The organism is Streptosporangium sp. NPDC020145, from assembly GCF_040631275.1.
Taxonomy (GTDB): Bacteria; Actinomycetota; Actinomycetes; order Streptosporangiales; family Streptosporangiaceae; genus Streptosporangium.
The window spans coordinates 1-23,020 of record NZ_JBEXZT010000003.1 but is presented as its reverse complement, the minus strand read 5'-3'; the positions used below and the strand labels follow the sequence as shown (position 1 = coordinate 23,020).

The 23,020-nt window shown below is 68.4% G+C and carries 19 protein-coding genes, 2 tRNA genes, 1 rRNA gene and 1 riboswitch; of the genes, 12 read left to right on the top strand and 10 right to left on the bottom strand.

Features of this window, described 5'->3' with window-relative positions; genetic code table 11:
• Positions 1-121 precede the first annotated feature (121 nt).
• Complete coding sequence (locus tag ABZ463_RS05570; protein ID WP_352010707.1) at positions 122-1,423, top strand: site-2 protease family protein; 1,302 nt, start codon at positions 122-124, stop codon at positions 1,421-1,423.
• 43 nt (positions 1,424-1,466) lie between these two features.
• On the top strand, positions 1,467-1,985 hold the full coding sequence (locus tag ABZ463_RS05565) for a MarR family winged helix-turn-helix transcriptional regulator (protein ID WP_352010708.1): 519 nt from the start codon (positions 1,467-1,469) through the stop codon (positions 1,983-1,985).
• A 14-nt stretch (positions 1,986-1,999) separates the two neighbouring features.
• Here the strand turns inward: ABZ463_RS05565 and prfH are convergent, their stop codons facing one another.
• Both prfH and ABZ463_RS05555 read right to left on the bottom strand, forming a co-directional pair.
• A complete protein-coding gene (gene prfH, locus ABZ463_RS05560; RefSeq protein ID WP_362773343.1) occupies positions 2,000-2,644 on the bottom strand; it encodes a peptide chain release factor H in 645 nt (214 codons plus the stop codon).
• Between the two features lie 7 nt (positions 2,645-2,651).
• Positions 2,652-3,827, bottom strand: coding sequence for an RNA ligase RtcB family protein (locus tag ABZ463_RS05555; protein ID WP_362773339.1), 1,176 nt, complete (start codon positions 3,825-3,827; stop codon positions 2,652-2,654).
• A 315-nt stretch (positions 3,828-4,142) separates the two neighbouring features.
• Between ABZ463_RS05555 and ABZ463_RS05550 the strand changes: the two genes are divergently transcribed.
• A complete protein-coding gene (locus ABZ463_RS05550; RefSeq protein ID WP_362773336.1) occupies positions 4,143-4,619 on the top strand; it encodes a winged helix-turn-helix domain-containing protein in 477 nt (158 codons plus the stop codon).
• A gap of 184 nt (positions 4,620-4,803) precedes the next feature.
• Here the strand turns inward: ABZ463_RS05550 and ABZ463_RS05545 are convergent, their stop codons facing one another.
• The 5 genes from ABZ463_RS05545 to ABZ463_RS05525 form a co-directional block, all read right to left on the bottom strand.
• Positions 4,804-5,781, bottom strand: coding sequence for a hypothetical protein (locus ABZ463_RS05545; RefSeq protein ID WP_362773333.1), 978 nt, complete (start codon positions 5,779-5,781; stop codon positions 4,804-4,806).
• Between the two features lie 2 nt (positions 5,782-5,783).
• Positions 5,784-5,918, bottom strand: a riboswitch (cyclic di-AMP (ydaO/yuaA leader).
• A 71-nt stretch (positions 5,919-5,989) separates the two neighbouring features.
• Positions 5,990-7,069 (bottom strand): galactose-1-phosphate uridylyltransferase, encoded by a 1,080-nt coding sequence (gene galT / locus ABZ463_RS05540; protein WP_352010713.1) that lies wholly within the window; start codon positions 7,067-7,069, stop codon positions 5,990-5,992.
• Entirely contained in the window at positions 7,066-7,854 is a 789-nt protein-coding gene (locus ABZ463_RS05535) for a DeoR/GlpR family DNA-binding transcription regulator (protein ID WP_362773329.1), read from the bottom strand. The genes galT and ABZ463_RS05535 overlap by 4 nt, the downstream gene beginning before the upstream one ends.
• Before the next feature lie 82 nt (positions 7,855-7,936).
• A complete protein-coding gene (locus ABZ463_RS05530) occupies positions 7,937-8,533 on the bottom strand; it encodes a metal-dependent phosphohydrolase (protein ID WP_352010715.1) in 597 nt (198 codons plus the stop codon).
• Positions 8,534-8,705: 172 nt separating this feature from the next.
• Entirely contained in the window at positions 8,706-9,296 is a 591-nt protein-coding gene (locus ABZ463_RS05525) for a TIGR03086 family metal-binding protein (protein WP_352010716.1), read from the bottom strand.
• Between the two features lie 105 nt (positions 9,297-9,401).
• Between ABZ463_RS05525 and ABZ463_RS05520 the strand changes: the two genes are divergently transcribed.
• Positions 9,402-10,619 carry an NAD(P)/FAD-dependent oxidoreductase gene (locus ABZ463_RS05520; RefSeq protein ID WP_362773323.1) on the top strand — a complete coding sequence of 406 codons (1,218 nt, stop codon included), beginning with the start codon at positions 9,402-9,404 and terminating at the stop codon, positions 10,617-10,619.
• A gap of 1 nt (position 10,620) precedes the next feature.
• On the opposite strand, the gene ABZ463_RS05515 is transcribed toward ABZ463_RS05520, so the two are convergent.
• Together ABZ463_RS05515 and ABZ463_RS05510 are read right to left on the bottom strand one after the other, a co-directional pair.
• Complete coding sequence (locus ABZ463_RS05515; RefSeq protein ID WP_352010718.1) at positions 10,621-12,351, bottom strand: SpoIIE family protein phosphatase; 1,731 nt, start codon at positions 12,349-12,351, stop codon at positions 10,621-10,623.
• 479 nt (positions 12,352-12,830) lie between these two features.
• Positions 12,831-12,901: transfer RNA gene (locus ABZ463_RS05510), tRNA-Gly, on the bottom strand.
• Between the two features lie 87 nt (positions 12,902-12,988).
• Between ABZ463_RS05510 and ABZ463_RS05505 the strand changes: the two genes are divergently transcribed.
• Positions 12,989-13,062, top strand: a tRNA-Pro gene (locus ABZ463_RS05505).
• Between the two features lie 86 nt (positions 13,063-13,148).
• Here ABZ463_RS05505 and ABZ463_RS05500 read toward each other — a convergent pair.
• Complete coding sequence (locus ABZ463_RS05500) at positions 13,149-13,658, bottom strand: ATP-binding protein (RefSeq protein ID WP_352010720.1); 510 nt, start codon at positions 13,656-13,658, stop codon at positions 13,149-13,151.
• Between the two features lie 243 nt (positions 13,659-13,901).
• On the opposite strand from ABZ463_RS05500, the gene ABZ463_RS05495 reads away from it, so the two are divergent.
• From ABZ463_RS05495 to ABZ463_RS05465, 7 genes are all read left to right on the top strand, one after another.
• Positions 13,902-14,768: a helix-turn-helix transcriptional regulator gene (locus ABZ463_RS05495; protein ID WP_352010721.1), complete on the top strand. Its 867-nt coding sequence runs from the start codon at positions 13,902-13,904 to the stop codon at positions 14,766-14,768.
• A gap of 208 nt (positions 14,769-14,976) precedes the next feature.
• Positions 14,977-16,374, top strand: a complete 1,398-nt coding sequence (gene tig, locus ABZ463_RS05490; protein WP_352010722.1) for a trigger factor — start codon at positions 14,977-14,979, stop codon at positions 16,372-16,374.
• Between the two features lie 436 nt (positions 16,375-16,810).
• Positions 16,811-17,404, top strand: coding sequence for an ATP-dependent Clp protease proteolytic subunit (locus ABZ463_RS05485; protein ID WP_352010742.1), 594 nt, complete (start codon positions 16,811-16,813; stop codon positions 17,402-17,404).
• Positions 17,405-17,415: 11 nt separating this feature from the next.
• Positions 17,416-18,060, top strand: coding sequence for an ATP-dependent Clp protease proteolytic subunit (locus ABZ463_RS05480; protein WP_352010723.1), 645 nt, complete (start codon positions 17,416-17,418; stop codon positions 18,058-18,060).
• 192 nt (positions 18,061-18,252) lie between these two features.
• On the top strand, positions 18,253-19,533 hold the full coding sequence (gene clpX, locus ABZ463_RS05475; protein WP_184724068.1) for an ATP-dependent Clp protease ATP-binding subunit ClpX: 1,281 nt from the start codon (positions 18,253-18,255) through the stop codon (positions 19,531-19,533).
• A gap of 215 nt (positions 19,534-19,748) precedes the next feature.
• Positions 19,749-22,325, top strand: coding sequence for a valine--tRNA ligase (locus tag ABZ463_RS05470; RefSeq protein WP_362773312.1), 2,577 nt, complete (start codon positions 19,749-19,751; stop codon positions 22,323-22,325).
• A gap of 608 nt (positions 22,326-22,933) precedes the next feature.
• Positions 22,934-23,020 (top strand): 16S ribosomal RNA (locus ABZ463_RS05465); the annotation flags it as partial.

Sequence of the window (23,020 nt, the reverse complement as noted above, 5' to 3'; positions counted from 1 at the left end):
GCAAGGCCCGCGCAAGGGGCGGAACGTGGGGACGTTCGCCCGTGACGCCTGGAACCGCGATAATTCGGCTAATCTCTTAGGGGGCGTTGTCCGCGGCTCCGCGACCGGGGGGTAGGAACCTGTGAGCTGGCTCTTCGGGATCGCTGTCTTCTTCTTCGGACTGATGGCGTCGATCGCGCTGCACGAGGTGGGCCACCTGGTCCCGGCCAAGCTGTTCGGGGTCAAGGTCACCCAGTACATGGTCGGCTTCGGCCCGACGATGTGGTCACGGCGCAGGGGCGAGACCGAGTACGGCGTCAAGTGGATCCCTCTCGGTGGCTACATCCGGATGATCGGCATGCTTCCGCCGAGGCCCGCCGACGACCCGAACAAGCTGCGCGCGGTCTCGACCGGCCCGTGGCGCGCCCTGATCGAGAACGCCCGTGACGTGGCTCTCGAAGAGGTCAAGCCGGGCGACGAGAACCGGGTCTTCTACCGCAAACCGTGGTGGCAGAAGGTCATCGTCATGGCGGGTGGTCCCGCGATGAACTTCGTGCTGGCCTTCGTGCTGTTCGCGGTCGTGCTGATGGGCTTCGGCGTCGGCGTCCTGACGAACCGGGTCGACGCGGTCCCCGAGTGCGTCAAGACCACCGCCGAGTACACCAAGAACCCCAAGTGCACCTCCGCCGACCCGGCGAGTCCCGCCGCGGCGGCCGGGTTGCGGCCCGGTGACGTCATCGTCTCCGTGGCGGGCAAGTCGACCCCGACCTGGGAGGAGGCGACCCGGGCCATCCGGGGGCACGGCGCAGGACCGGTCGCGATCGGCATCACGCGGGGCGGGCAGGCGGTCACGCTGAACGCCACCCTCATCGCCCAGGACCGCGAGTCGCTGGACGTGCCGGGGAAGATCGAGAAGGGGGTCGGCTACCTCGGTGTCAGCCCCACGACGGTCATCGAACGGCAGGGCATCGGCTCGGTGACCACCCAGATGTGGAACCTCACCGCGGCGACAGCGGGCTCGCTGATGCGCTTCCCCGAGAAGATGGTCGGTGTGTGGAACGCCGCCTTCTCCGGTGAGGAGCGCGACAAGAACGGCCCGATCGGCATCATCGGGGCGGGCCGTATCGGCGGTGAGATCGCCGCCTCCTCCGCCCCGCTGGAGAACAAGGTCGCCACCTTCATCAACCTGCTGGCGGGCTTCAACCTGGCGATCGGCCTGTTCAACCTCATCCCGCTGCTCCCGCTCGACGGCGGGCACATCGCGGGCGGTCTGTGGGAGGGCCTCAAGCGGGCCTTCGCGCGGGTGACCCGCCGTCCCACGCCCGGGCACGTGGACATCGCCAAGGCGCTTCCGCTGACCTACGCGATCGCCTTCGTGATGGTCATCATGGCCGGTCTGCTGATGTACGCCGACCTGGTCAACCCGGTCCGTCTGGCCGGCTGAATCCTTCCGGGAACCCGGTCGTGCGCACCGGTAAGGTTGCGTCGTGAGGGACGTAACGCCGGGAGCGGCGATCGACGTGGCGCTGTTCAGGCTGCGCAGGATCTGGGCGCGGCCGCTGCGTCCGCGCCGGGCCGCAGATCAGCACCGGGCGGTGCAGATGTCGAACGTGATGGTCGTGCACGCCGTGCACAAACTGAACCTGAGCGTTCCCGAGGTGACGGTGGGGGCCGTCGCCGAACAGCTCGACGTCGACCCCTCCACCGCGAGCAGGCTGGTCAACGACGCGGTCGGTGCCGGGTTCGTCGAGCGTGAGGAGTCCGAGGTGGACGCCAGACGGGCCAGGCTGCGGCTGAGCCCGCGAGGCCGACGGGTGCTTGAGGTGGTCGTCGCCTCCAGGCGAGCCTACGTGGACAGCCTGATCGCCGACTGGGACGAGGGAGACCGGGAGGTCTTCGCCAGGCTGCTCACCCGTTTCGCGGAGGAGAGCGTGGCCCACCCGCCGGACCTGACACATCTCGACCGGCTCATCGCGGAGGCCATCGCGGAGACGGCCGTGGGCTGACCTCGGGCAGGCCGTCACGGCCGTTGGCGGGCCGGTTTCCGCTCCGGCGTCTCCGGACGTTCGACACGGACGGGGTCGCCGCGTACGAGCTCGTCGTGGACGTGCCAGCGGGCGGTGGTGACGGCACGCTCCGCCGTCTCGTCTCCGTCCTCGATGCGCTGCCGCAACAGCCGTATGGCGATGCGGCGGTTGAGGCTGAACTGCCGTTCGGTGTCGACCACGACGACGATCCCCGAGGGCCGGTGGGTCGCCCGTACCGCCGTGCTTGCCTTGTTCCGATGCTGACCGCCGGGGCCGCCGGTACGGCAGGCGACGACGTCGACGTCCGCCTCGGTGAACGTCGTGCGCGGGGCGTCGACCTGGCACGGCTGGGCGATGACGTACCAGTTCTTCCGGCCCGTGCCGGTGCGGTACGGGCTGGCGGCCTGCCAGCACAGGGTTCCGGTCCATGAGGCGGCGAACGTCTCGGCACCGGCTCCCGACATCTGGATCAGGACCGATCGGTAGGTGTCGGGCCGGTCGCCGGGAACGACCTGGACCCGGCGGGTCTCCAGGTTCTGCCGGGCGGCGTCGACTTCCAGGCGGCGCAGCAGCCGGGCCAGGGCCCAGGCGCATTCCTGCGGGCCACGTCCGGCCGACAGGAGCAGGTGGACGCTCACCTCGGCCTCACCGCCGGCCTCGTCTGCGGCGCTGGTCCCGCTGGGGCGCGGACCCGAGGTCGGGTGTCTTGTAGGTGACCAGGGGGACCGTGGTGGCCACGGGCGTGGCCAGGCCGTGGCCGACGAGGTCGGCGATCACCTGCTCGATGCGCTTGTAAGCCGTCGGCGCCTCCTCGAAGAGGAGCTGACGGTCTCCGCACACCACCAGCGAGCCCACCGGCGTGCGGCGCAGCTCCTCGACCGTGTGCTTGGCCCGGCCCCGGCGCAGGGCGTCCGCACGCGACATCTTGCGGCCCGCGCCGTGCGCGACGGAATGGTTGGCGTCCGGCCCGGCGTGGGCGGCCACGAGATAGGAGGGGGTGCCTCGGGTACCGGCGATGAGCACGTCACGGCCGTCACCCGGTGCCGCCCCCTTGCGGTGCAGGTAGACCCCGTCGCGGACCTCGACCAGGTTGTGGCACTGGTCGAGGAACGGCTCGGCGGGCTCGGCCCCCAGAGCGTGGGCGACCCGGGCCGCCAGCAACCGCCGGTTGAGCGATCCCCAGCGTACGGCGTCGTCGTGCATCGCCAGGTAGGCGCCGGGATCGGGGGCGGGGCCCGCGCCGTGGACCGCGGTGTGCTCCCGCAGGATCCGTTCGCCCAGCCCCCGGGAACCGCTGTGGACGACGAGGACGAGGTCGCCTGCGGCGAGCCCGAGACGGCTCGCGTGGCCGGGGTCGAAGACGGTCCCGATCCGGGCCAGCTCGACGAAATGGTTGCCCCGGCCGACCGTCCCGAGGCCCTCGACGTGACCGGCGGGGATGTCGCCCTCCACGACGGCCCAGGCCGGATCGTCGGCGTCGTGCTCGGGGTCCAGTGCGCGATCGAGGTCGGGGAAGCGGGCGGCGAGCTTCTCGGGCACGGCGCGCTTGAGCTTCATGGGGAACACGGCGATGCCGCAGCCGATGTCGGAGCCCACCAGGAACGGGTACAGCACGGTCGACGCCATGGCGGCGCCGATGGGGGCGCCCTTGCCGGGGTGCAGGTCCGGCATGGCGGCGACGTGCGTCATGCCGTCGAGGGCGGCCACCTGGTGGCACTGCGTGAGGGCGTCGGACTCGATCCAGCTCTCGGGGGAGGCGAACACGGCGACGGTGGCCGGGCCTGCGGCCGTGGACGGCAGCGGGGGGCGTTGTTGCGACAAAAGGCTCTCTTCCCTTAAAGGGGCAGGCTGACAGCGCCGCGGGGCGCGTTGACGCCGTGGCGTCTCGGAGTGGCGGGGCGCTGTCCGTCAGAGCGTCATGGACATGGCGCCATGAACACCACGTTCCCTGAGCCCGCCACGCGAGGCAAACGGTTTTGCGCCCACCGCCGTCTCGGGACCCGGCCGGCGTACGGGAAGCACGAGGCCGGCGCCTTCATCGAAGCCCGGATGAGCAGCGCGATCGGTAGTGGCGGAAAGTCTTTTTCTGACTGTGTGAATGCTGGTCGGTGAAATCACACCTGGCAGGGAGGTGGCATGGAGGCGTTGGCCTCCAAGGGGCCGGGTGGGGAGAGGTGCCGGCTGGACGAGCGGCGCCTGCAGCGGCTGCGGGCCGGGTTGGAGCGTGGTCCGGCCGCGCACGGATATGTGGAGGACCAGCGCTGGACGCCGGTCCGAATCGCCGACCTGATCGCGGTGTTGTTTCACGTCCGCCACACCTTGCGTGGGGTGTCGTGTCTTCTGCACCGCCTGGGCTGGAGTCCGCAGATCCCTGCGCAGCGGGCTGTTGAGCGCGGCGAGGGGGTGATCACCTCGTGGGTCGTCGAGGAGTGGCCGGCGATAAAGGGCGGCGCTCGACCTGGGCGCCCGGCTGTGCTGGGAAGACGAGCGCGGGCAGAACCTGAGGCCGCCCCGGGGCCTCCTGGACGTGGATCTTTACCTCGCCGTCGACCGGCGGCCTCTCGACGACCAGTGTGCCGGTGTCGGCCCCAGATCGCCTCGGGAGCTTCGTGACCACTTCAACCGTTGGCGGATGCGTTGCCGCGCCCAGAGCGCCGAGACCGTGGGCACGATGGCGGCCGGAGGCTCAGGAACCAGCCACGTTTGTGGGCGCGGTCCAGCCGGTGGCTCGGATCCACTCGACCAGGTCCAGGGCGGCCGGCTCGATCGAGCGCACCGCCGCGGGGTCCGATCTTCTCTAGTACATCGAGATGTGCACGTGGTCGTAGTGGTTGGCGGTCACACCGCCCCGGTTGGACATGGCACGCCAGCCGGAACCGGTGTTGATGCGCTGACGCCAGATGACGTATTTGACGCCGAGCCTGTCCCTGTTCTTCAGCGCCCAGGCGGCGAGCTCGTCGCCGAGCTTGACGTTGGCCGCGGTGGGCATGGACCCGCCGGTGCTCATCATGAAGTCGCAGGCCCGGCCGAGGGGGTGCTCGCCCCCGTCGTTCGCCGATCGGTAGCAGCCCACCTCGTGGGGCAGCTGGAAGGCCTGTCCGACGGCCTCGCGCATGATCCGCGTGCGGTCGGTGATGTTGTCGGACCCGGTGGGCAGCTGGGGTGCCCAGCTGCCGTCGGAGCGGCGCCCCGAGCCTGTGGGAACGAGCTGTTCGAGCTTGTCCTCGATCACGCGGATGACCTTCTCCGCGTCCTCACGCTGAACCTGCACCGTCTTGGCCTCCTGCTCGATCTGCCTGGAGAGCTGGGCCGTCCTGTCCGCGGCCTGTTTCATGAGGTCCCGGCTCCGGGCGAAGCCCTGCAACTGGGCGATCTGCTGGGCGGTCAGCTGTTCCATGACGGCCGCGCCGCCCACCTCGGGGGCCGACAGGATCGAGGGAAGGTCGAGGGGGCCGTTCTGGTAACGGATCTGGACGATGGAGGCGACCTCCCTGCCCGCCTCGGCGTAGGCCGCTTCCGCCTGGCGCAGGTCGGCCTGCGCGACCTTCTCCGCCTCCTGCGCCTTCTTCAACGACTCCCGTTTGGCGGCGTACGCCTCGATGAGCCGGTCGACTTTCTTGTTGAGCTGGGTCAGTTCGGCGCGGAGCCGGGACTCGTCGGGCTTCGGCGCGGCGCCCGCCGTTCCCGTGCCGCCGAGGGCGAAGGCGAAGGTGAGGGCCGAGGCCAGGCAGGCGGCGGCCGTACGTCGATGGAAAGCGGGGGACAGAGCCGTCACAGCTCTCCTCTCCTCACGCCGACCGGGTTAGCTGACGGGTTCGGGCTGGAGGAAGCCCTTCCACCGAAGTGGTTCACCCCAGATGCATGGGTCCCCGGCTCTCAGGTGAGGCACCTGAGATTAGGCATATCGTGCTGTTTGTCCGATGCGTGAGGATAGTAATGGTAAAAAGGTGACCGCGCGACCCCGAGTCGAGACCGATCGGTGATCATTCCGTGATAACGGCGCGCAGGCGCCGAGCTGTCTCCTCAGGCGGAATGTCGTTCACGAAGGCCCCCATGGCCGACTCGGACCCGGCGAGATACTTGAGCTTGTCCGGCGCCCGGCGGATGCTGAACAGCTCAAGATGCGTGTACGCCAGGTCCCTGTCCACCCGCACCGGTGCCTGGTGCCAGGCCGAGACGTACGGCATGGGCACCCCGAACAGCCCGTCCAGGCGGCGCAGCACCTCGGTGTAGAGCGGTCCGAACGCCGCACGCTCGGCGGGGTCGAGTCCGTCAAGGCCGGGAACCCCGCGGTGCGGGTAGAGATGGACCTCGACCGGCCAGCGGGCCGCGGCGGGCACGAACGCCGTCCAGTGCTCGTTGGCCGCGACCACACGCTCGGCGGCCTCCCGTTCGGCCGCGAGCACGTCGGCGAAGAGGTCGCCACCGGTGCGCTCCCTGTGCCGCCGCGCCGCGCCGAGCAGGGTCCGGGTACGCGGGGTCACGTAGGGATAGGCGTAGATCTGGCCGTGCGGATGGGGCAGGGTGATGCCGATCTCCGGGCCGCGGTTCTCGAAGCAGAACACCTGCTCGACCCCGGGCATCGCGGAGAGCGCGACGGTGCGGTCGATCCACGCCTCCATCACCAGCTCGACCCGCTCGGGAGAAAGCATGGAGAAGGAGGAGTCGTGCTCGGAGGTGAAGCAGACGACCTCGCACCTGCCGACGCCGGGCCGTACCTCACTCAGGCCGCCGACCTGCGGGTAGGCGCCCAGGTTGGTGGAGAAGGACGGGAAGCGGTTCTCGAAGACGGCCACGTCGTAGGTGGGGGAGGGGATCTCGGTCGGACGGCCGGGCGCCGACGGGCACAGCGGGCACTCGTCGGCGGGCGGCAGGAACGTACGGCCCTGCCGGTGCCCGGCGACCGCGACCCACTCCTCGGTGAGCGGGTCGTAGCGCAGCTCGGAGGCGGCGGGCCTGGGCGGCAGGTCGCGCGTGTCGACCGCGCCGCGCTCCGCGTCGTCCCGCAGGTCGAAGTAGAACAGCTCGCGGCCGTCGGCCAGGTGGGTCGCGGTGCGCCTCATCGGTCGCGGGTCCCGTCACCGGCGACGACCAGCTCACCGACCCTGGCGGCGAGTTCCTCGCGGGCCTCCCGCCCGAGCCCGGAGTCCGTGATCAGGACGTGGGCCTCGGACAGCTCGGCGATCGTGCTGATCCCGACCGTCCCCCACTTGGTGTGGTCGGCGGGCACGACCAGGCGGTGCGCCGAGGCCACGAGCGCCCGGTCCGTCTCCGCTTCGAGCAGGTTGGGGGTGGTGAACCCGGCGCGGGCGCTCATCCCGTGCACGCCGAGGAACAGGGTGTCCACGTGCAGCCCTCTGATGGCCGCGACGGCCACGGGGCCGACCAGCGCGTCCGAGGGGGTGCGCACCCCGCCGGTCAGCACCACGGTGCGGTCGGCGCGCGGCGCGCGGTGGAAGACCTCGGCGATCCGGATCGAGTTGGTGATCACCGTCAGCTCTGGCACGTCGGTCACGAAGTGGGCGAGCGTCCAGGTGGTGGTGCCCGCGGAGAGCGCTATCGCCGTGCCCGGCTTGACGAGCCCGGCGGCGTGCCTGGCGATCGCCTCCTTCTCCGACTGCTGACGCGCGGACTTGGCGGTGAACCCGGGCTCCTCGGTCGAGCCGGGTCCCGTGGCCGTCGCCCCACCATGGACCTTCTCCACGAGACCGCGCTCCGCCAGCGCCTCAAGATCCCTGCGGATCGTCATGTCGGAGACACCGAACTCGCGGACCAGGTCGGCGACCCTGACCCCGCCACTGCCGCGCACCCGTTCGAGAATCACCTGCTGCCGCTGCTGGGCGAGCATCGATCCCCTCCTTAATCCACCAGACTCCAGCAAATTACCACAGACTCACAGGAGTGAATGTTGGATTATGGGGGTTAAGTGCTCACAGTCGCTCAAGCTCGGCATGGATGTTGGCCCGCGCCCGCGTCTCAAGGTCCGCGACGTGGAAGATCACGGGAAGGTCGAGCAGCGAGCGCAGCACCGCGGCCCTGCCCTGCCTGAAGAGCTCGTCGGGGACGAAGAAGTACTCCTCCCGCACCGCCGCCGCGTAGACGGCGTACTCCTGGGGAGAGGAGGCGAGGATCGCCAGGTCGGCGTCGCACAGCACGGCCCCGTCGGCGTCCCCTGGCTCGGGGGCGTGTGTGATCGTGAGCCTGACCAGCCGCGCGACCGTCCCGACAGCCTCCGGTGACATCCCGAGCTCGGGTAGCGCCCGCTCGGCGAGCCTGGCGCTGCGCTCCTCGTTGTCGCTGCGCCGGGGGTCGTAGACGGCGTCGTGGAACCAGGCCGCGAGCCGTACCAGGTCCGGGTCGGCGGCACTGCCGGCGAGCGCGTCGACGTGGTCGAGCACGGCCGTCAGATGTGCGGTCGTGTGGTATTTGCGGTGTGGCTCGCCGTACCGGGACAGCAGGTCCGCGCCGAGCCGGTCGGCCTCGGTTCCGGCCAGGAGGCGCCAGCGCTCCATCAGCTTCTCGCTCATGCGAGGCAGCCTAGATCCGCCCTCTTGTACGGCGGGTGCCCCGGGAGGAACGTAAGAGGCGGATCCCGCACCCGGCGGGGTTCACGGAAGGAGGCCGCGTGGGCAAACGAGCGCGTAAGAACCGGGCCCGCAAACGGAACAAGGCCAACCACGGAAGACGCCCGACGTCGCGTTAGCCGCGTCGTCCCCAGGAGGCGAGCAGCCGGGTCTGGGCGTCGGTGCCGGAGGCGATCGGCTGCTGCGCCCCGATGACCCCCGCCTGCCGGTAACCGGCCTCGGCGCCCGCGACCCACGCCGCGCAGGCCTCGACCAGCTCGGGATCGAGCCGTTCGTCGGCGCCGATCGCCCTGGCCAGGTCCCAGGTGTGGATCAGGACGTCGGCGAACAACTCGGTGACGTACTCCCCGCCGGGCACGTCCCCGAAGGAGAGTCTGGCCAGGCGGGTCAGCGCCCCCTCCCCGTAGGCGGCCTGCACGGCGGCGGTGGCGGAGGTGTCGAACGCCTTCAACGGGTCGTCGCCGAGCAGATCGCCGTCGAAGTCGTCCCCGACCTCGGCGGCGGTCCGCCCGCCGAGCAGTTCCGGAGCCCACAGGTTCTCGCCCACCACATGTTCGACCAGATCCCGCACGTCCCAGTCGACACAGGGTGTCCGGTTGTGCCACTGCTCCGGGGTGATCCTGTGAACGAGAGCGCCGAAGTCGTCCAGCGCGCGGCGGTAGGCCTCGCGTACGTCGGTGATCATCATGCCCTCCCAGCTCCTCATTTCGACCGTAACTCCTGGGAGGCCAGTAGTCATCGCGCTTGTCGGGCATGACACCGGGGTGTGACGGACTCGCTCGACGAGCCTCACGATGGCCGATAGTGAGGTATGACGAACTCGCGAGTGGCGATCATCGGTGGCGGCCTCGGGGGGCTGTGCCTGGCGCAGGGGCTGCGCCGGGCGGGCGTGGAGGTGACGGTCTACGAGCGTGACCGCACTCCCGGCGACCGGCTCCAGGGTTACCGCATCCACATCGACCCGACGGGGGCCCGCGCGCTCAACGAGTGTCTGCCTCCGGAGTTATGGGAGACGTTCCTGGCGTCGGCCTCAGGGAGCGGGCGGGACTTCGGCTTCCTCACCGAGAGGATGAACCCCCTGATGGTGATGGAGACCCCGCGCGGGCCGGACCCGCTGGACAACCACCACTCCATCAGCCGGGTCACGCTCAGGGAGCTGCTGCTGACCGGCCTGTCCGACGTCGTACGGTTCGACAGGACCTACGAGCGCTACACCCGGGAACCGGACGGGACCGTGACCCTGCACTTCGCCGACGGGACCACCGAGAACGCGGACGTCGTGGTCGCCGCGGACGGGGGCAACTCCCGGGTCAGAAAGCAGTACCTCCCGCACGCCCGGCGGATCGACACCGGCATCCTCACGGTCGCGGGCAGGTTCCCGCTCACCGGCGAGACACGCGCCCAGGTCGCCCCCCGGCTGTGGCGGGGCCCCAACATGATCATCCCGCCGAGGGGGTGCGGCATGTTCACCGCGCCGCAGGAGTTCGGACAGCGGGACGCCGGAGGCGACGGAGCGGGCGACTACGTCATGTGGGTCTTCGGCGCCTCGGCGGGACGCCTCCCCACCGGACTGTCCGGCATGAACGGTCAGGAACTCAGGGACACCGTCGCCGGGCTGGTCGCCACCTGGCACCCCGACCTGCGAAGGCTGGTCACCGCCTCGGCACCCGAGAGCGTCTCCCTGCTGCCGATCCGCACCGCGGTCCCCGTCGATCCCTGGCCCGCGACGAACATCACCCTGCTCGGCGACGCGGTGCACAGCATGACCCCGATGCGGGGGATCGGGGCGAACGCCGCCCTGCGTGACGCCTGTCTGCTCACCCGCGCCCTGCGCGACGGAACGGACCCCGTCACGGCCATCGCCGGCTACGAGACCGAGATGCGCGAGTACGGCTTCGCCGCCGTGCGCAGGTCGCTCAGGGCCGCCAGGCAGTTCGTCGACGACAGCCGCCTGGCCAGGGTGGCCTTCAGGGGCGCGCTCAGGCTGGCCGGGCGCATGCCCTCCCTCAGGAGAAACGCCCTGTCCTGACCTACGGCAGGCGCTGCTCGACCCAGACGACCTTCCCCTTGGCGGTCGTCCGGGAGCCCCAGCGGTGGGCGAGCCAGTTGACGAGGTGGAGGCCGCGGCCGGTGTCGTCGTCACTGCCCGCGTCCCGCATCGACGGCAGCACGGTGGAGCGGTCGCTCACCTCGCACACCAGCGTCGGGCCGCGCAGCATGCGCAGTCCGACGCTTCCCGAACCGTGCTCGACGGCGTTGGCGACCAGCTCGCTGACCATGAGCTCGACGTTGTCGACGATCGCCTCAAGCCGCCACTCGGCGAGGGTGGCGCGCACGAAGGCACGGGCCTGCCCCGCGGAGCGGGGGTCGGGGGGCAACAGGAGGTCGACGACGTCGTCCTCGTCCAGCTCGCGCACCCTGGCGAGCAGGAGCGCGATGTCGTCGCGCTCGTGCCCGGGACGCTGCGCGCCGATCGTGAGGTCGCAGAGCTCCTCAAGATCGTGACGCCCGCCGGTGAGCAGGTCGCGCAGCATGCCGATGCCCTCGTCGATGTCCCGGTCACGGCTCTCGACCAGGCCGTCGGTGTAGAAGGCGAGGATCGAGTCGTGCGGCAGCACCAGCTCACGCCGTTCGAAGGGCTCGTTGCCGATGCCCAGGGGCAGACCGGCGGGCAGTTCGAGCAGCTCGGTCTCGCCGCCCGGCCGTACGAGGACGGGTGGGACGTGGCCGGCGCAGGAGATCGCGCAGGCCCGGGTGACCGGGTCGTAGGTGGCGTAGAGGCAGGTCGCGATCTGGGTGGTGTCCAGGTCCTGGCTCATCCGGTTGAGCCGGAAGAGCACTTCGGAGGGGCACAGGTCGAGACTGGCGAGCGTACGGGCGGCGGTGCGCAGCTGGCCCATCGTCGCGGCGGCCCTGATGCCGTGCCCCATCACGTCGCCGACGACGAGGGCGACCCGGCAGCCGGGCAGCGGGATCACGTCGTACCAGTCGCCGCCGACCCCGACCAGGTCGCTGGCGGGCAGGTAGCGGGAGGCGATCGTCAGACCGAGCGGCTGGTAGAGGTCGGCGGGCAGCAGACTGCTCTGCAGGGTCAGCGCGGTACGGCGTTCGCGGTTGTAGAGCCGGGCGTTGTCGAGACAGACCGCGGTCCTGGCGGCCAGTTCCTCGGCGAGGTTGACGTCCTGCTCGTCGAAGGGCTCGCTGTCCGGCCTGCGGGTGAAGATGACGAAGCCGAGCACCCGGCCCCGCGCCTTCAGCGGCACCGCCAGGAAGGAGCTCTCCTCCAGGACCCGGGCGACCGAGTCACGCTTGGAGGAGCGCCCGATCTCCTCCGAGGTCCTGCGCCCGAGGCGGGGGTAGAGGATCGGGTTTCCGGTGGCCATGCACCTGGCGTACGGCGTCCACGCCGCGTAGCTGGTGACCTCGTCCACCGGGAAGGCCTCGGCGTACTCGTCCGGGGTCGTGCTGGAGACCCCGACGGCGATCCGCCGTACGAGCGCCGAGCCGTCGATGCTGCGCTGGGCGAACTCTCCCTCGGTCAGCAGTCTGTCCTGGACCAGGATGCCCGCCGCGTCCGCGAAGCGCGGCACGGCGACGTTCATCAGCTCCCTGCCGGTCTCGAACATGTCCAGCGTGCTGCCGATCCGCTTGCTGGCCGCGTTGAGCAGGGAGAGCTGCTCGTGCATGGTCGCCGGGCTGCTCATCCTGGGGGTCGACGACGCCGGATCCTTGGCGACGAAACGGCGGTTCACCCGTTCCACCGCAGCTCCGTGCCCCGCCTCCCGCTGTGCGCCGGGACTCCGGCGGCCCCGCGGGCGCCGCAGCGAGGGGTCACCGGACCCGGTCCGCCGGGGTGACCGCCCGCGCGGCCGATCATGACGCCCTCGAACCCCGCCACGTTCCCTCCGGTGACTTGACTGCCGCTCATGGAGAATCGTAAAGAACGATCTATATCCCGTATCCGCATTTGGCGCAGATTTCCCGATATTTCTCCGCAGCGTAAACCCGATGGCCGTCGAGTCCCCAATCCGGTGCGGCCGGTCCCGGGCCTCGCGCGACGTCCGTGCCGTACGAGGCCGTCCCCCGTAGTGCGGACCGTTCCCCGCCGGACGGATGGTCATCCTTCGCGACACGGCCGGACGAAAGATCGGAAGCGTGAGAACGGCCACAGAGGATCGGACGGTTCCCGATAGCGGAAGGGCCAGGACACCATGGAGGTGACCTGGCCCTTCGCCATCTGAGCGGACGACGGGAATCGAACCCGCGTAGCCAGTTTGGAAGACTGGGGCTCTACCATTGAGCTACGTCCGCGCGAGCCGGTGTCAGTCTGGTCTAGACTTCATCCGGTCGTCAGGGCGTAATCGTACCGGAGATCCGGAGCGAGCGCGCACCGACGTACGGGGTGTGGCGCAGTTTGGTAGCGCACCTGCTTTGGGAGCAGGGGGCCGCAGGTTCAAATCCTGTCACCCCGACGCTGGTGGGGGCCGATCCGATCGGATTCGATCTGGGTCGGCCTTTTCATCTGGTTCGCCTGGCTCATCCGACTCTGTCGGGTGGGTCAGTGCGTCCCGCTGAAGAGCGCCCAGACGGCCTTGCCGCCGCGGTTGAGGTGGTCCCAGCCCCAGCACTTGCTGTAGGTCTCCACGATGTAGAGGCCGCGGCCGTTCTCCGAGATGAAGTCCGGCTCCTTGGGGGTGGGGACCTCGTCACTGGGATCGGCGACGGCCAGCAGCACGTGGGGAGACAGGTGCAGCAGCACGAGGGTGATCGGGTTGGCCTCCATCGTGCTCGGTGGACGCAGCGCGTAGCGCACCGCGTTCGTCACGAGCTCGGAGACCACCAGGGCCGCGTCGTCGCTCAGCTCCGACAGGCCCCACTCTCGCAGCTTCGACCTCGTCACCTCGCGGGCGGTCTTCACCGAGTCCGCCTGGTGGGGAAGCGGGCACGCCGTGGCGTCGGAGTGCCTGGCCGCGAGCAGGTCGTCGAAGCTCACCTCGCGAGTCGCCTGCAGGTAGCCGGCAGCCGATTTCGGCTCCTCCACCATCCTGCCGGTATCTCCCGCTCTCATCGTGAGTCTCCGCGCTGGTTGTGAGTTTTCAGAGCTTGTGCACCATAAGCCCAATATGCACTAGGCCATCATGGGTCACCGGAACGCCCGCTGCAAGACCCAAATGCACGTGCAGTTGCATCGTGCAGGCGCATGGGCGAACAGTAGAAGAGGTTGTCGGACCGGACACGGAGTTGGGACCTTGTCATTGCGCCTGGAAGTGGTGACACTGTGTGCGCTGGCCCAACTGAATAGGGAGGCGAAGTGACGCAGGTTCAACCGGGCTCGGGTCCCACGGCTCTGCGGATTCTCCTGGGCTCCCAGTTGCGCCGGCTGCGCGAGGCCAAGGGCCTGTCGCGTGAGGAGGCCGGGCACCTCATCAGGGGGTCGGAGTCCAAGATCAGCAGGATGGAGCTCGGCAGGGTCGGCCTGCGGGAACGCGACGTCGCCGACCTGCTCACCTTCTACGGTGTCGAGGAGGAGGAAGCCAGGGCGGCCGTCATGGAGCTGCTGCTCAAGGCCAACGAGCCCGGCTGGTGGCACCGCTTCAACGACCTGCTCCCCTCGTGGTTCCAGACCTACGTCGGCCTTGAGGAGGCGGCCTCCCGCATCCGCACCTACGAGGTGCAGTTCGTGCCGGGCCTGCTCCAGACCAAGGAGTACGCCCGGGCGGTCATCACCGCGGGCAGCGCGGGCATCTCCCCCGAGGAGATCGCGCGCCGCGTCGACCTGCGGATGCAGCGCCAGCGGGTGCTCGAACGCCCGGACGGCCCGTTCTTCTGGGCCGTCATCGACGAGGCCGCGCTGCGTCGCCCCATCGGTGGCGCCGAGGTGTCCCGCGCACAGCTGGAGCACCTGCTCGACCTCATGCGCCAGCCCAATATCACGATTCAGGTCATGCCGTTCAGCTTCGGCGGTCACAGCGCCGAGGGCGGCGCCTTCAGCGTGCTGCGTTTCCAGGACAGTGAGCTTCCCGACGTGGTCTACGTCGAACAGCTCGCCAGCGCCCTCTACCTGGACAAGCGTGAGGAGGTCGACCGCTACAGCGAGGTCATGGAACGGCTGTGCGCGGTCAGCACCACTCCGGGGGAGACGACCGACATCCTGCGGAGAATCATCAAGGAGAACTGAACGAGCGCCGGTCGCTCCCAGGCGCGGCTCTGCCCTAGACTGGCCAGCGGCGTTGGACACCCGCCACAGTTGATCATGCCCTAATATCGCATGTCTGAACGGCTGTGTCCGGTGCCGCTCATGTGGGCGCGGCGCGCGAGCTTGCCGCGGTAGCCGTACGACTTGACGCGCCCGCGATCACTCGAAGCTTGATCAAGGAGACCACCCCGTGAAGACCGCTGTCGAGGAGCTCAGCCCGACCCGGGTCAAGCTCACTGTCGAGGTGCCGTTCGAGGAGCTCGGCGAGAGCATGCAGGCGGCGTACAAGAAGGTCGCGCAGCAGGTGCGCGTCCCCGGCTTCCGCCCCGGCAAGGTCCCGGCCCGGATCATCGAGCAGCGCTTCGGCCGCGCGGTGGTTCTGGAGGAGACCCTCAACGACGCGGTGCCGAAGCTGTACGGCCAGGCCGTCGACGAGAGCGACATCTTCCCGGTCAGTCAGCCGAGCATCGAGGTCACCAAGATCGATGACGGCGAGCAGGTCGAGTTCACCGCCGAGGTGGACGTCCGCCCGAACTTCGACGTTCCCGACTACGAGGGCATCGAGGTCACCGTCCCGGTCGCCCAGGTGACGGACGAGGACGTCGAGGCCCAGCTGGACGGCCTGCGCCAGCGCTTCGCCACGCTGACCGGCGTCGAGCGCGCCGCGGCCAACGGCGACTACGTCGTGATGGACCTGGCCGCCGCGATCGATGGTGTGAACATCGAGGAGCAGCAGGCGGGCGACGTCTCCTACGAGGTCGGCGCGGGCTCCGTGCTGCAGGGCCTCGACGACGCGCTGGTCGGCATGTCCGCCGGTGACGTCAAGGAGTTCACCACCAACCTGGTCGGCGGGCAGAACGCCGGCGAGGAGGCCGTGGTGACCATCACCATCAAGAGCGTCAAGGAGAAGGTCCTCCCCGAGCTCGACGACGAGTTCGCCCAGCTGGCCAGCGAGTTCGACACTCTCGACGAGCTCAAGGAGAGCGTCCGCGAGCAGGTGCGCCGCACCAAGCTGATCGAGCAGGTCGTCCAGGCGCGCGAGAACGCCCTCGACGCGCTCCTCGACAAGCTCGACATTCCGATCCCGGAGAGCGCGCTCAAGGCCGAGGTCGACAGCCGCAAGCACAACCTTGAGCACCAGATCGCCGAGAGTGGCCTGAGCAAGGAGGCTTACTTCCGCCTCTACCAGACCACCGAGGAAGAGCGTTTCGCCGAGTTCGACACGAGCTCCGCCAAGGCGATCAAGACCGGCTTCGTGCTCGACAAGATCGTCAAGAACGAGGAGCTCGGCGTCAGCGAGCAGGAGCTGACCGACTTCGTGGTGCGCCGCGCCATGCAGATGAACGTCGCCCCCAACGCCCTCGCCAAGCACCTGGCCGACAACGACCAGCTCACGCTGGCCATGGTCGAGATCGTCCGCGACAAGGCCAAGAGCGTCGTCGGTGACGCGGCCAAGGTGGTCGACGAGGCCGGCGAGACGGTCGACCTCAAGGCCATCTACAGCGAGATCAACGGCCAGGAAGTGGTCGAGGAGCCCGCTGAGGGCGCCGAGGCCGCCGAGGGCGACGCCGACAAGGCCGCCGAGTAGGCCACAAGGCGGTTCCACGACCTACGTGACGCCTCCCCGGTGCCGGGCACCGGGGAGGCGTCACGCTTTCCCACACGCGGGAAACCCCCATCGGGCAGTCAGGTACGGCTGAGCGCCCGCACAGGTGTCCCGGCGTGTCGCGCCGTCCTTGTCCGGGGGACCGCCCCGAATGTCCTCCAGGGGCCTTCCTGCGCCGTGGACGCCGTCCTACACGGCGGATTCGGCGGCGGGGCCGTAGGGGCTCGGACCAGGCGAAGAGGTGTGGGACGGTGCGGGGAGCATGCGCCGTCAGCGAACAGCACGTGGAGGGGGCATGTCCGGTAGGCGCCGCGCGTTAAGGTCACAAGCAAAGCCAATCGATTACGACGCATCGGAAGGTGACGCTGTGACCAGCCCGCCGACCTTCTACCAGCCGACCGGCTCCGGGCCCGAGTCGATGAGCCAGCAGAACGGCTCGTTCAGGCTCGAAGACCAGCTCTATCAGCGGCTGCTGCGTGAGCGCATCATCGTGCTGGGCACCCAGGTCAACGACGAGATCGCCAACCGAATCTGCGCCGAGCTGCTGCTGCTCGCCGCGGACGATCCCGACAGGGACATCTGGCTCTACATCAACTCGCCGGGCGGATCGGTGACCGCCGGTATGGCGATTTACGACATGATGGAATACGTGCCCAATGATGTGTGCACGGTCGCGATGGGACTGGCCGCCTCCATGGGGCAGTTCCTGCTCTGCGCCGGTGAGAAGGGCAAGCGTTACGCGCTCCCGCACGCACGCATCATGATGCACCAGCCGTCCGGGGGCATCGGTGGCACCGCCGCCGACATCGCCATCCAGGCGGAGCAGATGCTCTACGTCAAGAAGACCCTTGCCGAGCGCATCGCCTTCCACACCGGTCAGCCGCTCGACCAGATCGAGGCCGACTCCGACCGTGACCGCTGGTTCACGGCCGAGGAGGCCAAGGACTACGGCTTCATCGACAATGTCGTGCGCAGCGCCCGGCAGGTGCCCTCAACGGGCGCCGTCTCCTGAAGGGGCAAAAGGTGAGTGAGTTGATCCGGCCGGGAGACATCAACGGCCGTTACGTTATCCCTACCTTCGTCGAGCGCACGTCGTACGGCGTCAAGGAGATGAGCCCGTACAACAAGCTCTTCGAGGACCGCATCATCTTCCTCGGCGTGCAGGTTGACGACACCTCGGCCAACGACGTCATGGCGCAGTTGCTGACGCTGGAGTCGATCGACCCCGACCGCGACATCAGCATCTACATCAACTCGCCGGGCGGCTCGTTCACCGCCATGATGGCGATCTACGACACGATGCAGTTCGTCCGGCCGGAGATCCAGACGGTCTGTCTCGGTCAGGCCGCCTCGGCGGCGGCGATTCTGCTGGCCGGCGGCACGCCCGGCAAGCGGTTCGCCCTGCCCAACGCCCGCATGCTGATCCACCAGCCCTCAACCGAGGGTGGCGGCCAGGGAAGCGACATCGAGATCCAGGCGCGTGAGATCCTGCGGATGCGCACGCAGATGGAGTCGATCCTGTCCAGGCACTCGGGCAGGAGCGCCGAAGAGGTCCGCAAGGACATCGAGCGGGACAAGATCCTCGATGCCGAGGAAGCCAAGGCGTATGGGCTGATCGACGACATCATCCCGTCGCGCAAGAAGCTCGCCAAGGCCATAGCCTCCTAATGAGGTCTATCGCACCGGAACGGTGCCCAATTGGGCACCTTCCGGTGCGACTCGCCGCTAGGGGGCTCACTGAGGGCTCAGAAGACGGTAACGTCGAAACCTGAGCGGGATGACTTTTCGCACCGGGTATCGGTCCGGTCGGAAGAAACGGACCGCGAAGCCAGGGCGGTCCCACGCAAAGGAGTATCTGGGGTGGCACGCATCGGCGACGGGGGAGACCTGCTGAAGTGCTCTTTCTGCGGGAAGAGCCAGAAGCAAGTCAAGAAGCTCATCGCCGGACCCGGCGTATACATCTGCGATGAGTGCATCGATCTCTGCAACGAGATCATCGAAGAGGAGCTCAGCGAGTCCTCCGAGCTCAAGTGGGACAGTCTGCCCAAGCCGAGGGAGATCTACGAGTTCCTCGACGCCTACGTCATCGGTCAGGACCAGGCGAAGAAGGCGCTCTCGGTGGCGGTCTACAACCACTACAAGCGGGTGCAGTCCGGCGAGCGCGGGCGTGACGACGGCATCGAGCTGTCCAAGTCCAACATTCTGCTGTTGGGCCCGACCGGTTCCGGCAAGACACTGCTCGCCCAGACGTTGGCGAAGATGCTGAACGTGCCGTTCGCCATCGCCGACGCCACCGCCCTGACAGAGGCGGGCTATGTGGGCGAGGACGTCGAGAACATATTGCTCAAGCTGATCCAGGCCGCTGACTACGACGTCAAGAAGGCCGAGACCGGCATCATCTACATCGACGAGGTGGACAAGATCGCTCGCAAGAGCGAGAACCCCTCGATCACCAGGGACGTCTCCGGCGAGGGCGTGCAGCAGGCCCTGCTGAAGATCCTGGAGGGCACCACCGCGAGCGTGCCGCCCCAGGGCGGGCGCAAGCACCCCCACCAGGAGTTCATCCAGATCGACACCACCAACGTGCTGTTCATCTGTGGTGGCGCCTTCGCGGGTCTTGAGAAGATCATCGAGTCCCGGGTCGGCAGGAAGGGCATCGGCTTCAACGCCATCATCCGTTCCAAGGACGACATCGACACCTCCGACATCTTCGGAGACGTCATGCCCGAGGACCTGCTGAAGTTCGGCATGATCCCCGAGTTCGTCGGCCGCCTCCCGGTCATCACCAGCGTGCACAACCTTGACCGCGACGCGCTCATCCAGATCCTCACCGAGCCGCGCAACGCCCTGGTCAAGCAGTACCGCCGCCTGTTCGAGCTGGACAACGTCGAGCTGGAGTTCAGCGACGACGCCCTGGAGGCCATCGCCGACCAGGCGATCCTGCGGGGCACCGGTGCCAGAGGCCTGCGCGCCATCCTGGAGGAGGTCCTGCTTTCGGTGATGTACGAGGTGCCCTCCCGACAGGACGTGGCCCGCGTCGTCATCACCCGAGAGTCGGTGCTCGAGCACGTCAACCCGACCCTCGTGCCCCGTGACCAGCTGAACAAGCAGCAGCGCACGCCGCGCGAGAAGTCCGCCTGACCTCAGCGCCGGACGATCCGAAGCGGCGACGCCCCCGCGTTCCTCTACGCGGGGGCGTCGCCGTGTCCACGGTCTTTCCGGGTCTTTCCGGTGGCTGGAGTCCGGCCGCCATCCGAAGAGAGACATGTCTGGACAGGGCGGAAGGTGTGCGGACACCTGACGACGGCCGCGAGTCGGGGACATCGACCGTCCGGACGTCTCTAGAATTGGACACCGTGACGACGCCAGAGCTGCCTACCCAGTACACCCCCGCCGACGTGGAGACCCGGAGCTACGAGCGCTGGGTGTCCGAGGGGTACTTCACCGCCGACCCCAGCAGTGAGCGCGAGCCGTACAGCATCGTCCTGCCCCCGCCGAACGTAACCGGTGTCCTGCACATCGGCCACGCCCTCGACCACTCGATCCAGGACGCGCTGACCCGCCGCGCCCGCATGCGCGGGCAGGAGACGCTCTGGCTGCCGGGTATGGACCACGCGGGCATCGCCACCCAGAACGTCGTCGAGCGTGAGATCGCCAAGGAGGGCCTCTCTCGCCACGACCTTGGCCGGGAGGCCTTCGTCGAGCGCGTCTGGCAGTGGAAGGAAGAGTCCGGTGGCCGGATTCTCGGGCAGATGCGGAAGCTCGGCGACGGCGTCGACTGGTCCCGCGAGCGCTTCACCATGGACCCCGGTCTCTCCCGCGCGGTCCAGACCATCTTCAAGAAGCTCTTCGACGACGGGCTCATCTACCGCGCCGAGCGCATCATCAACTGGTGCCCGCGCTGCCTGACGGCGTTGTCCGACATCGAGGTCGAGCACAGCGAGGACGAGGGCGAACTCGTCTCGATCCGGTACGGCTCCGGCGAGGACGAGATCATCGTCGCCACGACCCGCGCCGAGACCATGCTGGGCGACACCGCGGTCGCCGTGCACCCCGAGGACGAGCGCTACGCGCACCTGGTCGGCAGGCAGGTCGAGCTCCCGCTGACCGGCCGCAGCATTCCGGTCGTGGCCGACGAGCACGTCGACCCCGCCTTCGGCACCGGAGCGGTCAAGGTCACTCCGGCGCACGACCCCAACGACTTCGAGATCGGCCGCCGTCACTCGCTGCCCTCCCTCATCGTCATGGACGAACGCGGAGTGATCACCGCACACGGTCCGTTCGAGGGGCTCGACCGCTTCGAGGCCAGGCCCGCGGTCGTGGCCGCCCTGCGTGAGCAGGGCCGGATCGTCGCGGAGAAGCGGCCCTACCTCCACTCGGTCGGTCACTGCTCACGCTGCAAGACAGTGGTCGAGCCGAGACTGTCGCTGCAGTGGTTCGTCAACGTCTCGCCCCTGGCGAAGGCCGCCGGCGACGCGGTCCGTGAGGGACGCACCCGGATTCACCCGCCGGAGCTGGCCAAGCGCTACTTCGACTGGGTCGACGACATGCACGACTGGTGTATCTCACGGCAGCTGTGGTGGGGACATCGGATTCCGGTCTGGTACGGCCCCGAGGGTGAGGTCGTCTGCGTCGGCCCCGACGAGGAGCCGCCCGCCGGCTACGTCCAGGACTCCGACGTCCTCGACACCTGGTTCTCTTCGGGACTGTGGCCGTTCTCGACCCTGGGCTGGCCGGAGAAGACCCCCGAACTGGCCAAGTTCTACCCGACCTCCGTCCTGGTCACCGGTTACGACATCCTGTTCTTCTGGGTGGCCAGGATGATGATGTTCGGCATCTACGCGATGGAGGGTCGTCCTCCGTTCCACACCGTCGCGTTGCACGGGATGGTCCGAGACCAGTACGGCAAGAAGATGTCCAAGTCGTTCGGCAACGTGGTGGACCCGCTCGACTGGGTCGAGCGCTTCGGCGCGGACGCCACCCGTTTTACGCTCCTGCGCGGTGCCAACCCCGGATCCGACGTGGCGATCAGCGAGGAATGGGCAGGCGGCTCCCGCAACTTCTGCAACAAGATCTGGAACGCCACCCGCTTCGCGCTCATGAACGGCGCGACGGTCGGTGAGCTTCCTGTCGAGGAGCTGACCGCGGCCGACCGCTGGATCCTCTCTCGGCTGCAGGAGGTCGTCGGTACGGTCGACGCGGCCTTCGAGGAGTTCGAGTTCGCCAGGGTCTCCGATGTGCTGTACCACTTCGCCTGGGACGAGGTCTGCGACTGGTACCTGGAGCTGGCGAAGATCCAACTGGCCGCGAGACAGGAACACACCCGGCTGGTGCTCGGGCACGTCTTCGACGCGCTGCTCCGTCTGCTCCATCCGCTGGTGCCGTTCGTCACCGAGGAACTGTGGCGAGCAGTGACCGCGGCCCCCTCCATCGCGGTCGCCCCGTGGCCCGTGGTTCAGGAGTCGCTGCGCGACGGTGACGCGGAGAAGGAGATCGTCGCCCTCCAGGGGCTGGTCACCGAGATCCGCAGGTTCCGTTCCGACCAGGGTCTCAAGCCAGGCCAGCGAGTCGCGGCACGACTCTCCCTCACCGGTACGGCCCTGGCCCCGCACGAGGGGGCGATCAGGTCGCTGCTCCGCCTCGACCAGCCGTCCGACTCCTTCGCCGCGACCGCGCGCCTCGACGTCGGCGGAATCCAGGTGGAGATCGACACCGCGGGGACGATTGATGTGGCGGCTGAGCGCAAGCGTCTGGAGAAGGATCTCGCGGTGGCACGCAAGGAAGCCGCCCAGGTGGCCGCCAAGCTTGGCAATGAGCAGTTCATGTCGAAGGCGCCTGATGACGTGGTGGCCAAGGTGCGTGCCCGTGCCGCCCAGGCGGATCAGGACATCGCGAGACTGACGGCCCAGCTCGACGCGCTGCCTGTCGGCTGAACACTCGATCGCATTACAGAGCCCGGGATCGGTTGGTGGTCCCGGGCTCTCGCGTGTCGGCTTCGGGCACACGTTTGAGACATGGTGACCCAGGGAAGACTTAGTTGTTACCGGCAAGTTGGTCCTGAGAGCCCGAATGGACTGCTAGAGTTCTTCAAGTGGGACGAGATCCCACACACCCCTCCAAAAGATCACTGAAGATCTAGCCTGTCTGAGGGATTGGACAGAAGCCGGATGTCAGAGTAAGTTGGAAGGGTTGCTCCGGAGACGGGGTGAGCGAGATCCTAGCGGGTCTGGCGGGTTGGTGTCGAGTGGCTGCGAAGGCAGCGGGTTGACACGGACCGGCCGGAAATGATAGGATGGGAACACGGAAGTTTGTGCCCCTGAAGTGGTCGCACCGGATGGTGTGGCGGCGGACGGTGAACGCGTCCGTTTCTTGAGAACTCAACAGTGTGCTAAAAGCCAGTGCATGAAGCACAAACCCGTCCTAACGCACGACATGGCGACATGGTCCGTGCGGGGATGGATTCCTTTGGTTGATACACCCGCCTCCCGCCGTTTCGGCGTTGAGGTGGTGTGCTTTCAGCCGGGGTTGACTCGAAAAGCATTGTTTGGAGAGTTTGATCCTGGCTCAGGACGAACGCTGGCGGCGTGCTTAACACATGCAAGTCGAGCGGAAAGGCCCTTCGGGGTAC